General features: G+C 29.0%; 11 protein-coding genes. 7 read left to right on the top strand and 4 right to left on the bottom strand.

What is annotated here, in order from left to right; translation table 11 throughout:
- Positions 1–2 precede the first annotated feature (2 nt).
- Together IPH62_08625 and IPH62_08620 are read left to right on the top strand one after the other, a co-directional pair.
- Entirely contained in the window at positions 3–1166 is a 1164-nt protein-coding gene (locus IPH62_08625; GenBank protein ID MBK7105335.1) for a sodium ion-translocating decarboxylase subunit beta, read from the top strand.
- A gap of 314 nt (positions 1167–1480) precedes the next feature.
- Positions 1481–2410 (top strand): TerC/Alx family metal homeostasis membrane protein, encoded by a 930-nt coding sequence (locus tag IPH62_08620; GenBank protein ID MBK7105334.1) that lies wholly within the window; start codon positions 1481–1483, stop codon positions 2408–2410.
- 148 nt (positions 2411–2558) lie between these two features.
- Here the strand turns inward: IPH62_08620 and IPH62_08615 are convergent, their stop codons facing one another.
- The gene (locus IPH62_08615) at positions 2559–3830 is read right to left on the bottom strand and encodes a dicarboxylate/amino acid:cation symporter (protein MBK7105333.1); all 1272 of its coding nucleotides are present in this window, start codon (positions 3828–3830) and stop codon (positions 2559–2561) included.
- A gap of 112 nt (positions 3831–3942) precedes the next feature.
- Here IPH62_08615 and IPH62_08610 point away from each other — a divergent pair, with 112 nt between their 5' ends.
- From IPH62_08610 to IPH62_08600, 3 genes are all read left to right on the top strand, one after another.
- Positions 3943–5913: a T9SS type A sorting domain-containing protein gene (locus tag IPH62_08610; protein ID MBK7105332.1), complete on the top strand. Its 1971-nt coding sequence runs from the start codon at positions 3943–3945 to the stop codon at positions 5911–5913.
- 61 nt (positions 5914–5974) lie between these two features.
- Positions 5975–6403: a hypothetical protein gene (locus IPH62_08605; protein ID MBK7105331.1), complete on the top strand. Its 429-nt coding sequence runs from the start codon at positions 5975–5977 to the stop codon at positions 6401–6403.
- 104 nt (positions 6404–6507) lie between these two features.
- Positions 6508–8625, top strand: a complete 2118-nt coding sequence (locus IPH62_08600) for a pullulanase (protein MBK7105330.1) — start codon at positions 6508–6510, stop codon at positions 8623–8625.
- A gap of 132 nt (positions 8626–8757) precedes the next feature.
- Here the strand turns inward: IPH62_08600 and IPH62_08595 are convergent, their stop codons facing one another.
- Positions 8758–12102, bottom strand: coding sequence for a PAS domain S-box protein (locus IPH62_08595; protein MBK7105329.1), 3345 nt, complete (start codon positions 12100–12102; stop codon positions 8758–8760).
- Positions 12103–12394: 292 nt separating this feature from the next.
- Between IPH62_08595 and pckA the strand changes: the two genes are divergently transcribed.
- Positions 12395–13999, top strand: coding sequence for a phosphoenolpyruvate carboxykinase (ATP) (pckA, locus tag IPH62_08590; GenBank protein ID MBK7105328.1), 1605 nt, complete (start codon positions 12395–12397; stop codon positions 13997–13999).
- Positions 14000–14076: 77 nt separating this feature from the next.
- On the opposite strand, the gene IPH62_08585 is transcribed toward pckA, so the two are convergent.
- Together IPH62_08585 and IPH62_08580 are read right to left on the bottom strand one after the other, a co-directional pair.
- Positions 14077–15363 carry a 3-deoxy-D-manno-octulosonic acid transferase gene (locus tag IPH62_08585; protein ID MBK7105327.1) on the bottom strand — a complete coding sequence of 429 codons (1287 nt, stop codon included), beginning with the start codon at positions 15361–15363 and terminating at the stop codon, positions 14077–14079.
- On the bottom strand, positions 15360–16346 hold the full coding sequence (locus IPH62_08580; GenBank protein MBK7105326.1) for a glycosyltransferase family 9 protein: 987 nt from the start codon (positions 16344–16346) through the stop codon (positions 15360–15362). The genes IPH62_08585 and IPH62_08580 overlap by 4 nt, the downstream gene beginning before the upstream one ends.
- A 122-nt stretch (positions 16347–16468) precedes the next feature.
- On the opposite strand from IPH62_08580, the gene IPH62_08575 reads away from it, so the two are divergent.
- Positions 16469–16732 (top strand): hypothetical protein, encoded by a 264-nt coding sequence (locus IPH62_08575; protein MBK7105325.1) that lies wholly within the window; start codon positions 16469–16471, stop codon positions 16730–16732.

Raw genomic sequence — 16732 nt, 5'->3', positions numbered from 1 at the left:
AAATGCAGCAATTTATTGAATTTGTAGCTCACGGTTTTGATCAATTTATGCGGTACACTGCATTTGCAAATTTTACGCTTGGTCATGTTATAATGTTAATTATTGCTTTAATATTTCTTTATTTAGCAATTGTAAAAGATTATGAACCGCTTTTACTTGTTCCTATTGGATTTGGAATTTTAATTGGAAACATTCCTTTTTTAGAAGGCGCAAATTTGCAATTAGGAATTTATGAAAAAGGAAGCGTTCTTAATTATTTATATTTTGGTGTAACTCAAGGAGTTTATCCCCCATTAATATTTTTGGGAATTGGAGCGATGACGGATTTTTCTACTTTGCTTTCAAATCCAAAATTAATATTAATTGGCGCTGCTGCTCAATTAGGAATTTTTGGAGCTTACGCATTATCTTTAGCTCTGGGATATCTTCCTCAACATGCTGCAGCAATTGCAATTATTGGCGGAGCAGATGGACCAACTGCAATTTTCTTATCATCTAAATTAGCTCCGGAATTAGTTGGCGCAATTGCAGTTTCCGCATATTCTTATATGGCACTTGTTCCGGTAATTCAGCCGCCGATTATGAAATTGCTTACAACCGATAAAGAACGACAAATAAGAATGAAACCTCCGCGCCAAGTTTCTAAATTGGAGAAAATACTATTCCCTATTGTTGGTTTACTACTTACTTGCTTTATCACTCCTTCTGCATTGCCTCTTTTAGGAATGTTATTCTTCGGAAATATTTTGAAAGAAAGCGGAGTTACAAAAAGATTGGCAGATACTGCAAAAGGTTCATTAATAGATATTGTTACTATTCTTATTGGATTGACGGTTGGCGCTTCAACTCAAGCAACAACTTTTTTGACTGCAAAATCAATTGGTATTTTTGGATTAGGAGCGCTTTCTTTTGTAATTGCAACAACCGGTGGAGTAATGTTTGTAAAAATTATGAATTTATTTTTGAAAGAAGAAAATAAAATAAATCCATTAATTGGAAATGCCGGAGTTTCTGCAGTTCCCGATAGTGCAAGAGTTTCTCAAGTTGTTGGTTTGCAATATGATTCAAAAAATCATTTACTTATGCATGCAATGGCACCAAATGTTGCGGGAGTAATTGGATCGGCAGTTGCAGCCGGTATTTTACTTTCGTTCTTTTTGGGATAAAAACGTATAGACGTATAAACTTTGAGACGGAAAACGAGAAACGCAATGAAAAAAATATAAAAAAGATGCGATATTTTTAAAAGATCGCATCTTTAAATTATTTTAAATTTATCCATCACTATTTTCATTTATATTTATAATTTTTTTATGAGATTTCTCATTTCATTCGAAATGACAAGTATTTATCTTTTTGTGTTTCTTCATCTTTCATTTTTCGTTTTACGTTTACACGATTCTACATCTCAACGTTTTCCGTTTTTCATTTCTCGTTACTTCAAAATTCCCTATCTTTGCCCAAATAATTTTAGGAAACCATGGAAATTCATTTTCTCTTTTGGTTAATATTTGCTGCACTTTTTATTGCTGTTTTTATTTTCGATTTGGTTTATACAAGTCACCACCGCGGAAAAATAAATATAAAAGCCGCTTTGATGTGGAGCGTAATTTGGATTGCAGCCGGATTTTCTTTTGCAATTTTAATTTATTTTTATTTTCCGGATGGACACACAAAAAGTTTTGAATACGTTGCAAGCTACTTAATTGAAAAATCTCTTTCTGTAGATAATTTATTTGTATTCCTAATGATTTTCGGAACAATGGGAATTCCAGAAAAACATCAACCGAGAATTCTTAAATGGGGGATTATTGGAGCTGTAGTATTGCGAATAATTTTTATTCTTGCCGGTGTTCAGCTTTTAAAAACATTTAGTTTTATGATCTACATTTTTGGCGCAGTTTTGGTTTATACTGCAATTAAAATGTTTACCGCAAAAGATGAAAAAATTCATCCGAATGATAACGTATTTGTAAAATTAACTAAGAAATTTTTCCCGGTAAAAACAGATGTAGAAACGGATCATTTTTTTATAAAAGTGGGAAAGAAGACTTATGCAACCGTTGCTTTTATAACTTTGATATTAATTGAATCGACAGATTTAATTTTTGCAATTGATTCAATTCCCGCAGTTTTAGCAATTACAAATGATTCATTTATTGCAATAACTTCAAACCTTTTTGCAATTCTTGGATTGCGATCACTTTTCTTTGCACTTGCCGGAATTTTAAATTTATTCAAATATTTGAAATACGGAATTTCATTTATTCTTCTTTTTATTGGAGTAAAAATGTTGCTAAGTGCATTTTTTCATGTACCGGTTCAAATTTCATTAATTATAATTATTGCTGCATTAGGAATTTCAGTTTTTGCCTCAATAGTTTTGAAAGGAAGTAAGGTTAGTAAGTGAAAACGAAAAACGTAGAAACGTTAAAAGTGAAACGTAAAAAAAGTATTGATTAAAGATGCGATCTTATAAAAAGATCGCATCTTTTTAAAACCTTATTCGTGCATTAGTGGCTAAGTTTTACTATAAATAATTTTGCAATTTTGCAATTCTATTCTTTAGCTAATTGATATCCTTCAGATTTTGCGACATAAGCTGCGCAAGTAATATCTCCCGTAACATTTAAAACGGTTCTGCACATATCAAGAAATCTATCAACACCAAGAATAATTGCAATTCCTTCTGCGGGAACATTTACCATCATCAAAACCATAACCAAAAGTGGAATTGATCCCGATGGAACTCCGGCAGTTCCTATTGCGGTTAAAACGCTCATTAACACAACAATTAATTGAACACCAAAACTTAGCTCAACTCCAAAAACTTGTGCAAGAAATAAAACTGTAACTCCTTCAAACAAAGCTGTTCCGTTCATATTCATTGTTGCGCCAAGTGGAAGAATAAATCCGTTTATGTGTGATGGAATTCCCAAATTCTTTTGCGAAACCGAAATTGTTGTTGGTAAAGTTGCACTGCTTGAACTTGTTGAAAATGCAGTTAACATTACTGTCTCAATTTTCTTAAAAAATAAAACCGGATTATATTTTGCAAAAGTTTTGATTAAAATGGGAAACGACACTAATAAGTGAATTGATAATCCCAGTAAAACTGTAATTACGTACATACTTAATGCAACTAAAAGCTCAAAACCGAAACGCGAAGTTGTAGAAAATATTAATGCAAAAACTCCGTATGGTGCTAATTTCATTGCGATGTTTATTACAACAATTGTAATTTCGTTTATTCCTTCCAAAAGATTAATTACAGACTGAGCATTATCTTTTCCAATCATTGTTAAAGCAACGCCAACAATTATTGAAAAAAATATTAATGCCAACATTTCGGGATTTGGTTTTGCTATTGCTGCTATTGGATTTCGCGGAACTATGTTTACTAAAGTTTGAATTCCAAATTCTATATTTTCCGATTTTTCCTTTATCTCGCTTGCTTCACTTTGGTAAGAAGTTAACAATTTTGTTTTAATTTCATCCGATAAATAATTTCCCGGTTTTATTGTATTAACTAAAGTCAATCCAATTGTTACAGCTAATGCAGTTACTAGAAAAAAATATGAAATTGTTTTTAATCCAATTCTTCCAAGATTTTTCAAATCGCCAATTTGAGCAACTCCTATAGACAAACTCGCAAACACCAATGGAATTACCATCATTATCAACATATTAAGAAATATTTTTCCAAGAGGATCAGAAAAATAAGTTTGAACAAAATTTAAAAAACTTGTTTCGCTTAAATATATATTGCTTAAAATTCCGAAAACTGCACCGGCTAATAATCCAATAAAAATTTTTGAATGTCTGCTCATTAAAAGAAACCTTATTTTTAACTTGAGAAACTTTTTTTAATTGTATACTATTTGTTTCAAAATTACACTTTAAATTTTGCTTAACCAAAATTTTGATTTATAAGAGAATAAGATGAAGAAAACAATATTTATTATTTTAATTTCAATTTTTACAAATGCACTTTCTCAAGAAAAAGGAATTGATTATTGCATCAAATCGCAATTAAGTAAACATAATAATTTTATGAATATTACTTATAGCGGCGATTCAAAGTTTGATGTAACATATTATAAATTAATTTTCGAAATAACTCACACACCAAATTTTCTTTCCGGAAATGTTACAATAAATGCAAAAAGTAATTTTGATAATGTGACAAATATTTTTATCGATTTACAAGAAACAATGAATGTGCAAAATGTAACGGTCGATGGAAATCCGGTTAATTTTATTCATGATAATTCAAATACAATTAAAATTGATTTGGGAAAAAGTTTGAGTTTGAATCAAGAATTTTCCGTGCAAATTATTTATGATGGAATTCCCGGGAGTTCCGGATTTGGAAGTTTTGTTTTTAGCGAACATGATGGAAATCCCGCAATTTGGACTTTAAGTGAACCATACGGTGCAAGCGATTGGTTTCCGTGCAAAGATACACCGGCAGATAAGGCAGATTCTTCTGATGTTTGGATTACTGCGGATGATTTTTTTTACAGTGTTTCAAATGGTAAATTAATTGAAGAAAAAAATAACGGAAACGGTACAAAAACTTTTAAATGGAAAAATAGTTATCCGATTGCACATTATTTAATTTCTTTGGCAATGACTAATTACGAAATTTACGAACAGCAGTTTGAATATGCTGAAAATAAATTTATGCCGGTAATTCATTATAATTATCCGGAAAATTTAAATGATGAACGAAAATTAGATTTGGATAAAACCACAGAAATGTTAGAAGTCTTTTCAAATCTATTTGGTGAATATCCTTTCGCCGAAGAAAAATACGGACATGCAGAATTTAGCTGGGGCGGCGGGATGGAACATCAAACTGTTTCTTCAATGGGAAGTTTTGGTGAAGAAATTGTTTCTCACGAGCTTGCACATCAATGGTTTGGCGATAAAATAACATGTAAGGATTGGCAGAATATTTGGCTTAATGAAGGCTTTGCAACTTATGCGGAAGCGCTTTGGCTTGAAGCGAAATACGGTAAAGAAAGTTATGATGCTGAAATCAATTCTATAATGTTTCGATCTACGTTTGCACAAGGTTCAATTTATGTTCAAGATATAAGTTTACTTTCAGAAATTTTTGAGAGCTCTCGCAGTTATGCAAAAGGTGGTGTTGTGCTTCACATGTTAAGAGGAATTTTAGGTGATTCTCTTTTCTTCAAATCTTTGCAGACATATTTAGTTCATCCAAATTATTCCTACAATGTTGCGGAAACCGAAGATTTCAAAAATGTTTGCGAAGAAGTTTCCGGAATTGATTTGGATTATTTTTTTGATGAATGGATTTATGGTGAAAACTATCCAAAATATTCTTTAGAATGGAATTACAATTCTGCTGGAAATAATAAAAACAATGTTCAATTATTACTTTCTCAAGAAGTAAATACAAATCCAAATTATTTTACCATGCCGGTTCAGATTTTAATCAAAACAAATTTAAATGATACTTTAATCACAGCATTTAACAATTTGCAAAATCAAACATTTACTTTTGAAGTTGATGGAATACCGGAAAATATTGAGCTTGATCCGAATAATTTAATTCTAAAAACTGTTACAAATATTACATCAATAAATAATACGCCGCAAAATTTTGATTTTAATTTAGAACAAAATTATCCAAATCCGTTTAATCCGGTAACGACTTTAAAATATTCTATTCCGCAAAACGAAAAACGTGAAACGTCAAACGTAAAAATTTTGATATACGATGTTCTGGGAAAAGAAATAAAAAAATTAGTAAATGAAAAACAATCACCCGGAAATTATAAAATTGAATTTGACGGAAGCAGTTTACCAAGCGGAGTTTATATTTATCAATTACAAGTTGGAAATTTTCTCACTTCAAAAAAAATGATTTTGCTAAAATAATTTTTACTTTATTTTAATCTTAATTATTCCTAAGTTAATTAAAGATTTTAGTGAGGTAATTATGAAAACTTTATTAAAGCTCTTAATACTATTTGTAATTTTTACTTCATGCAGAGACGCAGTAACAAATCCAACAAATGAAGAAATAAAAGAGGAAAGTTTTTATTCAAATTCGCTGCAAGTGCAAAGTCCTTCGGATACAGATAAATGGCAGCAAAATAATACATACAGAATTAAGTGGGCAATAACTGATAACCTTGATTATGTTAAAATCGATTTAATTAGAAAGTTTAATAAAGTAATTACAATTGCAGAATCAACAGAAAATGACGGAATTTATGAATGGAAAATTCCATCGAATCTATCCGGCTCACATCACTACAGAATTCAAATTTCACATGTAAACAATAATGCATATTTTAGAAATAGTGCAGAATTTGAAATTCCCCCATTACCCGCAACTTCTGAAAATATAGATATTTCTTACTAAAATATTAGAAATTATCTCATCATTTTATTTTAACTTTTCCTACAAATTCTTGTAAGGATTCAATCTTTTAATTAATTTACAACTAATTTAATACGATAATGTCTATGAAAGCGCAATTAAAAATATTTGCCTTTACAGTAATTATTCTTCTTATTCCAAAAATAAATTCAAAGGGTTGTAAGTTGTATATTTCAGAAAATAGAGAGTTTATAAATTCAGATACATCAAAATATAAATTTTCACAGCATCAGTTAAATACATTATATTCCGAAAAAGAATTGGGCTCTTTCGTTTCGGTAAATCAAACAACATTTAGAATTTTTGCACCAAATGCAGAAAATGTTATTCTAAAAACTTTTGAAAATGTAACAGATACAATTTCCGTTGATTTTAAAATGAACAAAGATGATGATGGAGTTTGGGAAGCAATTATAAATGAAGATTTAACGAATAAATTTTACGGTTATCAAGTTTATTCTGAAGAAGATTTAGAAAAGAATAAAATTCCTCCTTTATGTGTTGATCCATATGCAAAAGCTGTTGCGACTTATACAGATTATTTGAACCCAAGAAAATCAATTGTTTACAACCAAAATTATAATTGGGAAGATGATTCTTGGATTCAAAGAGATTGGCGAGATTTAATTGTTTATGAAATGCATATTAGAGATTTAACAGCACATAAATCTGCCGGTTCAAATTTTCCCGGAACTTACAAAGGTTTGGTTGAAGAAAAAATTACCGGCGGAATTAATTATATAAAATCTCTCGGTGTAAATACGGTTGAACTTTTACCTTCGCAAGAATTTGGATATTGTGAAATTCCTTTTAAAGATTCATTAGCCGGAAAGTATAATACTTGGAATCCTTACGAAAGAAATCATTGGGGTTATATGACCTCAAACTTTTTTGCGCCCGCTGCGTATTATTCAGAAAATATTGGAGTTTTAACAAGAGGCAAATGGCTTGGTGAAAAAGGCGGACAAGTAAATCAATTTAAAGATATGGTAAAAGCTTTTCATAAAAATAAAATTGCAGTAATTATGGATGTTGTTTATAATCATTTATCGGAATATGAAATTGGAAATTTGAAAGAAATTGATAAACAATATTATTTCAGATTTGATGAAAAAGGAAATTACATTGCCGAAAGTTATTGCGGAAATGATCTGAAAACCGAAAGACCAATGCTGAGGAGATTAATTGTTGAAAGTATAATTTATTGGATGAAGGAATATCACATAGATGGATTTAGATTTGATTTGGGAAAATTACTGGATTGGGAAACAATTGAAGCCATAATCAGAGAAGCAAAAAAAATAAATCCCGATGTTGTTTTTGTCTGCGAACCTTGGGGCGGCGGATATAATCCAATGGGATTTTCTTTACGCGAATGGGGAAGCTGGAATGATCAAATTAGAAACGGAATAAAAGGTGAAAATCCTTTTAATGGTTTAGGATGGATATTCGGAAAATGGCAAGGGAATAATAATATTGATAGAATAAAAAGTTATGTGCGCGGAACTTTAATAAATGAAGAACACGGATTATTTCAAGAGCCGGAGCATTCCGTAAATTACTTGGAATCTCATGACGGGTATACTTTGGGTGATTTTATTCGTATGGGTTTGGGAAAAATTAGAAAAGATGAAGTAATTACAAATATTAATAAAAATGTTCATCTCACGCATGAAGAATTAAAATTGCACAAATTGGCTGCAATGTTCTTGTTTACTTCGCAAGGAATTACGATGATTCACGAAGGACAAGAATTTGGCAGATCAAAAGTTATTGAGTTAGATGAAAATATTGAAGATGTTGAAGCCGGAACTATTGATCACAATACTTATAATAAAGATAACAATACAAATTACTTAAATTTTGTGCATGCAGAATTGAATAAAGATCTTTTCAATTATTACAAAGGATTGATCAAACTCAGAAAATTCCATAAAGTATTTAGTAAAGCAAATTATGATGATTATTCATTTCAGAATTTTAAGAAGAATGAATTTGCTTTAGCATATCAAGTTAAGTTTAACAGTAAAAGTTATTTAGTAATTTTTAATGCTGATAGAAGCCAAGATTTAAAATTTGAACTTCCTTTAGGTTGGTGGGAAGTTTTAGCTGATGAATATTCTGTTTTACCGGATATTATAAAATCTATTTCGGGATCAATAGTTTTAAATCCTTCTACTGGAATTGTTTTAAAGCAAAAATAGTTTTGAATATTATTTAAAATCTTATGTTAAACAAAATTAGTAATTTTGTCATATTGAGCGAAGCGAAATATCTCAATATCGTTCATATTCACAACATTGAGATTCTTGAGTAACATGAGTTACAATTTAAGATTATTTTACTCCAAGAATAAAAGTATCTAAAATAGATTTGAATAATTTTATTTCAATCGGTTTTGTTTGAACTCCATCAATTCCAATACTTTTACATTTTTCAAATTCAGATTTGCTGATTTGTCTTGTTAATACAAAATACGTTGGAATATATTTTGCGACATTTGTATTAAGTGATTTGTAAAAATCCGAAGCATTAATTCCATTAATATTACTTTCTGAAATAACGAGCATCGGCATTTTATCATTAATGATTTTTTTTGCTTCTTCAAAATTTGAAGCAGTGTAAACTAAAATTCCGTCTGTTAGACTTTCAATTAATTTAGAATAAATGATTCTTTCAGTTTGTTTATCATCAATCAATAAAATTGAAGGTGTTGAAATTGGAATTGTAAAAATGAATTCCGTTCCTTTATCAACTATACTTTTTACATAAATTTTTCCGTTATGTTTTTCAACAATTTCCTTTACCAAACTTAAACCAAGTCCAGTTCCCCGCTCACCTTCCGTACCTAAAGTTGAATGCTTTTCCTCAACAAGAAAAAGTTTTTTAATATCTTCTTGCTCAATTCCAACACCGGAATCTTTAACAATAAATTCAACTTTTTGCTGATCATCTAACTTAGATGCGGAAATCATTATACTTCCGTTTTTGGGTGTAAACTTAATAGAGTTTGAAACAAGATTATTAAAAACTTGAGTGAGAATTCCTTCATCAGCTTGAATAAAAATATTTTCATCAACATTAACATTAATTGAAATATTTTTTTGTGCTGCAAATCCATATAAAATTTCTGTGGTTTTTCTAACTAAATAATTTGCATTAACAGTTGTAGGTTTTATTGTTAATCTTCCAGTTTGTAATCTTGTCCAATCAAGCAAACTATTTATCAAATCCAAAGTATGTAAAGATGCATTGCTTATGTAACCAAAATATTCTTTCATTTCTTCGGAACTTAAATCGGTTTGCGTTAATCCTAATTCAGCAAATCCAACAATTGATGTAAACGGCGCCTTCAAATCGTGAGAAATTATTGAAATGAATTTATCTTTTGTAACATTAAGTTTTTCTAATTCGTTAATTTTTTTATTTAGTTCATCTTTTCGCAAAGTCGATTCGGTAATATTATCAATTACGCCAATTATATTTTCAAATACATTTTCTTTATTTAATATTTTTTTCAGTCTGTTGATAATCCAAACAATAGCACCGGATTTTGAAATAATTCTATATTCTACTTGAAGATATTCTTGTTCATCATTTATAAAATTTGTAAGTGATAAATCAAAATTTTCAAAATCATCCGGGTGAATTATATCTTTCCATAAATCTGAATTCAACGCAAAATCATATTTTTTGTAACCGGTTATTTTTTCAATTGAATCAGAAAAAGTATCAATTATAATTCCGCTATTTTCTAAATGTCCTTTCCAAAAAACTTGATCAAAATTTGCAAATTCACCGGTAAATCTTTTTGATTCTTCAAACTTTTGTTTTAATTCTAAAGTCTCCGAATCAATGCTTAGAATAACAATATTTTTTTCTTTGTTAACATAAATTTTTTCAAATCTTACTTCTATTTCATTTCCTTCATCTGTAAGAATCGTTATTAAATCTTCATGGTTTTTCTGTTTTTCATCGTTAAGAAAATTTTCAAATTCTTGTCTAAAATTTGGACTAATAATTTTAGAAATTCCTTTGTTTAATAAATGAGATTTTGCACCTATTAATTCTTCGAAAGTTCTATTTATATCAATTATAAAATTATGTTTCAGAACCGCAATTGCTTCCGGAAAACTTTGCAACAATGATTCCGATATTTCGGTATCGATTTGTTTATTGTAATCAACTGCATTTAAATATATTGTAAAATATTTTAGATTTGGACCGGAAAGTGAAATATTAATCATTGATTTGGCATCAATCATTTTGCCATGTTTTGTAAACATTGGTAAATGTTCAAATGATTTTTTGTAAACCGCAGTTGAAAAATCAGTTAAATCGTTTTCAATTCTATAAGCGTGATCAATTAATTCTAAAAATAAAATTCCTCTAATTTCATCGAGTTCAAATCCAAATGTGTTACAGAATTTTTCATTTGCAAAAAGAATTGTTCCATAAGGATTTGCTTGTAAAATCATTTCATCTGATTTTAAAACTGTTTCTCTAAAAAAATTCGTTTCTTCTTCTTTTGCAAAATTTAATTTTTGAAGCTGAACATTTACCTTATCACAATAAAATAATAATTCATTTACGCGATTTGATTTATATAATTTAACTTTTGTTTTTGCAATAAATTCCGAACCGTTTATTAAATGATTAAGTTCTCCTTCCCAATTGCCTAATGTTATAAGTTCACTTCTTAATTTTTCAAAATTACTTTTAGTCATTTCCGGAAAAATTTCATCTATAAATTGATCAATCACAGTTTCATTTTTTTTCATAAAAAGTATTTCTGCGGTATTTGACCAATATGTAATTATTCCATTCAAATTTGTTTTGAAAAATGCTTCGGAGCCAGCCGAGGTAAATGTTTTATAAATTTGTAATTCTTTTGCACCGCTTAAAAATTCTGCGGTATCGTTGCTGAGATAATTTTTATCCTTGAATAAAAACAGAACCGATATTACTTCGCCGTTATTGTTATTAAGCGGAACAATTACAGTTTTGTATGTATAAGTTTCAGTATCGGAATAAAAAATTATTTCTAAGTACTGATTTGTATTTTCTTCAATTGCTTTTTTAAAATTTTGCTTAATTAAAATATTTTGTTCACTAGTAAAAATATCATCAATTGTGTTTCCGCCCAAAATTAAATTATGGCGACAGCTATCATTATTATTTGGTTTTAAAATTATATTTCCTTTTATATCGGTAATTAAATAACATGAACAAATATTTTTCAGCAAACTTGAAATTGAATATTTATCCGAAAGTTCAAAGTTTGTTTCGGAATTTATATTCATTTTTTCTAAAAGTAATAAACCGCCTTTAAAATTATTTTCTTCAACAAACGGAATTCCTTTAACTATAACTTTCTCATTATCATTTTGCTGATTCGATAATTCCTTAATTTCACCTTCAAAATTATTTCCATTTTTCATACTGAAAATTTTATTTAAAGGAAGGATAGAAGAAAGGTAAAAATGAGTAAAAATATTTATATTTTTTTCTATTTCAATTTTTTTTGCGGAACAAATAATTTTTACGGCATTTGTATTTGCAGAAACAACATTCCATTTTTCATCAAAGAAAATAGCTCCAACCGGCAAAATTTCAAATAAATTTTGAAGATTAATATTTGCCTGCGTTATGAATTTTTCTATTTCAGAATTTTGCTGCATATAGTTTGGTTAAATTAACTTAAAAAGTAAATAATAAGCATTAATAAAGTGATGAAAGATTAAATAGATGTGATAAAAAACACAAGGCTATTTTCAAATATTATAGTTATGTAATATTATGTAAAATTAATCGCAAACCAAATGATATAAGTCATTTCTATCTCTTTTACATTGTGAAATAGTACAAATTTTAATAAATTTACGTTCGAAAATAATTTATAATCGTCAAAGGTTTTTTAAATACCCCATTTAATCAAAACCTCCCAATTCTAAAAATCACAAGGAGTAATTAATGAGTGTCATTGATCTAAATAAGTACGGTATAACGAACGCAAAACAAATATATTATAATCTTTCTTTTGATGAACTTTTTGAACATGAAACAAATCCGAATCTTAAAGGTTATGAAAAAGCTCAAGTTACAGAACTTGGCGCTGTAAATGTAATGACCGGAGTTTTTACTGGTCGCTCGCCAAAAGACAAATATATTGTTAAGGATGATGTTACAAAAGATTCAGTTTGGTGGACATCCGACAAAGCAAAAAATGATAATAAACCAATAACTACAGAAGTTTGGAACGATTTAAAGAAAACTGTAACTGATCAGCTTTCTGGAAAAGATTTGTATATTGTTGATGCTTTCTGCGGTGCAAATGAAGATTCCAGATTAAAAGTTCGTTTTATTATGGAAGTTGCTTGGCAAGCCCACTTTGTAACAAATATGTTTATTAGACCAACACAAGAAGAATTAACAAATTTTGGTGAACCGGATTTTGTAATTATGAATGGTTCAAAAACTACAAATCCAAAATGGCAGGAACATAAGTTAAATTCTGAAGTTTTTACGGTTTTTAATCTTACTGAAAAAATGCAGATTATCGGCGGAACTTGGTACGGCGGCGAAATGAAAAAAGGAATTTTCGCTATGATGAATTATTATTTGCCGCTAAATGGAATTTCATCAATGCATTGTTCTGCAAATAAAGGAAAAGACGGAGATGTAGCAATTTTCTTTGGACTTTCCGGAACCGGAAAAACTACACTTTCAACTGATCCAAAACGTGAATTAATTGGAGATGATGAACACGGATGGGATGATGATGGAGTTTTCAATTTTGAGGGCGGTTGTTACGCAAAAACAATTAATTTGGATATTGAGTCCGAGCCCGATATTTATGCGGCAATAAAAAGAGATGCGCTATTGGAAAATGTTACCGTTGATGCAAATGGTAAAATTGATTTTAACGATGGTTCTGTTACAAATAATACAAGAGTTTCTTACCCAATTTATCATATTCACAATATTGTAAAACCAATTTCAAAAGCGGGACATGCAACTAAAGTAATTTTCTTAACAGCAGATGCTTACGGAGTTATGCCGCCGGTTTCCAAATTAAGTCCGGATCAAACCAAATATCATTTTCTTTCCGGATTTACTGCAAAATTAGCCGGAACTGAAAGAGGTGTAAATTCTCCTCAGCCAACATTTTCTGCTTGCTTTGGGAAAGCATTTTTAAGTTTACATCCAACAAAATATGGTGAAGAATTAGTTAAAAAGATGGAAAAATATGGATCAGAAGCTTATTTGGTTAATACCGGTTGGAATGGAACCGGAAAAAGAATTTCGATAAAAGATACAAGGGCTATTATTGATGCAATTTTAGATGGCTCAATTGAAAAATCGAAAACAAAAATTATCCCGGTTTTCAATTTGGAAGTTCCAACTTTCTTGCATGATGTAGATCCAAAAGTATTGGATCCAAGAGAAACTTATTCTAACCCAAATGATTGGGAAGTTAAAGCTAAAGAATTAGCTGCATTATTTATTAAGAATTTTGAGCAATACACAGATAATGAAGAAGGCAAAAAATTAGTGGCTGCTGGTCCGCAATTATAAAATATTCAATTCTGTAGTGAACGAAAATTTTCGTTCACTACATTTTTAAATTTTACTTTTGACTTTTCACATTCAAATCAGTTCTTAGATTTATTCACTTTTATCAATTCATAAATAATTTTTTCAGTAGCACCAATATTATTTTCAACATATTTACGGGAAATTTCACCTAAATTTTTTCGCTTTTCATCATCAATAAATAGTTCCCTTAAAGTTCTGTATGCTTCAAATTTATTTTTAATTTCGATACCGCATCCTAATTCAATCATTTTTCTTGCTTCTTGACTATTTTTATTTTTAGGACCAAAAATAACGGGAATTCCATAAACTGCCGGTTCAAGGACATTATGAATTCCTTGTTTAAAACTACCGCCAACATAAGCAATATCTGCGTAATGATAAAGTGTAAGCAAAACTCCAATAGAATCAACCAAAATAATTGGTTCATCGTTATAATTATTTTTATATGAAAATCGAATATTAGGTACATCTTTAAAAGTATGTTCTAATGCCTCAAGTCGCGGAATCGAAGGCTCATGCGGAACAACAATTGTAACAATATTTTTATCATATTCTAACAACTTAAGAATAGCCGGAAAAATTACTTCTTCATCCGATTCCCAAGAACTTCCAAGAACAAGAACTTTTTTACTTTTAAATATATCGGGTCTGAATAAATTTTTACTTTTTGCATCAATACTTTTTTGATAAACACGATCAAATCTTGTATCGCCAACTACAGCTAATTTTTCCTCCGGAATATTAAAATCCTTAAAACTTTCCTTATCTTTTTCACTTATTGTTAAAATTTTTACAAAATCTTTAAACAATTTATTATGAAATTGTCTTGAAATGGGCAATTTTCTTTTTGAAGTTCTACTCATTGTTGCATCTACAATAAAAGTTGCAACTTTATATTTGCTTAAAACCCAAATAAAATTCGGCCAAAAATCATATCTCATAAATAAAACTGCGGAAGGTTTTACTAATCCCACAAACCTTTTTGCATTTGAAAATGAATCAAATGGAATATAAGATATTATATCTGCATGAGGATATTTTAATGAGTTATTATATCCCGAAGGTGAAAAAAAAGTAACTAAAATATTTACTTGTGAAGAATTTTTTATCCTTTCAATTATTGGTTTTGCTTGTTCAAATTCTCCCATAGATGAAGAATGAATCCAAATTATTTTTTTGCTTCTATCAAGTTCGGTTAAGTTAATTATTAAATTTTCAAAAAGTCGTTTTCTTCCTTTTATTCCGGTTCTAATTTTTTTATTAAAAAAACTTAAAATGTATAACGAAATTTTTAACAGTGGAAGAATAAGAAAGTTGTAAAAGTAAAACCAAAATGTTTTCATATATTTTTAATAAATTCCAAAGTTTTTTGAAATACAAATTGCGGAGTTATATCAAGCATGCATTTAAAATGTTTTTGCGGACATTCCCCCAATCCAATATGACTGCATGGTCTGCAAGTTAATAAATTATTTTCTAAAACTAAATTTTTTCCTTTGTACGGCGCAAATCCAAATTCTTTTACTGTTGATCCGAATATTGCAACAACCGGAACTTTTACGGATAAAGCCAAATGCATTAAGCCAGAATCGTTGCAAATTATAATTTTACAATTTTTCATTTCTTCGGCTGTTTTCAATAATTCATCATCGTTCGATAAATTTATTGAATTAGGAATTTGCTTAGATATTTTTTCACAAATCTCTTTATCATCTTTTCCGCCAAAAAGTAAAATTGTTTTTCCGATATCCGAAAACATTTTGCCTAATTCAACAAAATATTCTTCTTTCCACATTTTTGTTTTGTGTCGCGAGCCCGGACAAAATCCAATTTTATTTTCATCAATTTTTATTTGATCATTTTTTCCTATAAAAATTTCCAAACCTTTTTCATCTAAATTAAAATTTGGAATTGTATTTGCATATCTAACCGGAATTGGAATTATTTCTTTAAAAAGATTCCATTTAAATTTTACCAATAAAAATTTCTCAATCGATGGTTTTTTAAATCTTAAAATTTCTTTGGAAATTCCTTTAGATAATTTTCTGCTTCTAAAATTATTTTGAAGATCAATTACCAAATCGTAATTGTTAATTAACAAATCATTTTTTATTTCATCAAACTGAGAATTTCTTTTTAACAAAATAATCGAATTGAGATTGGGATTAAAAATTACTGCATCTTTATATTCTTCGCGTAATAAAAAATCTATTTTCAAATTTGGAAATTGATTATTAAGCGAACGAATTAATGGCGAAGTTAATAAAATATCGCCAAGCGAGCTTAATCGAATTATTAAAATTTTATTGATTTTGCTTAAATTCACAGTAAACATTTTTTGTTGAACGAAATTTAATCAATTAGTAAGACGCTTGCTAAACAGATATTGTGATATTATTTATTTATCTATATTTTACAATATTATTTTGAAGAAATTAGGATAATTAAATGTCAACATTACCGCCTTCAGCAGTTAAACTTTTTCCGGAAGATTCAATTGAAAAAAAAGTTTACAACTTAGTTAATTCGCTGGGAAATTATATTCCAATTATGAACGATAGAAATAGACTTTCTTTTGCTTTGTTGAATTATTTGAAAGGACAAGGCGATGAGCCTTTAATAACCGTAAGAAATAATAAACTTACGTTAAAAGATATTAATAAAGTTGAGCTTGCAAAATTAATTGAAGAAAAATTAGCCTCAATAAAATAA

The organism is Ignavibacteriota bacterium (genome assembly GCA_016708125.1).
Lineage (GTDB): Bacteria > Bacteroidota > Ignavibacteria > Ignavibacteriales > Melioribacteraceae.
The sequence above is the reverse complement of the archived record's forward strand: the minus strand, read 5'-3'. Positions and strand labels throughout refer to the sequence as shown.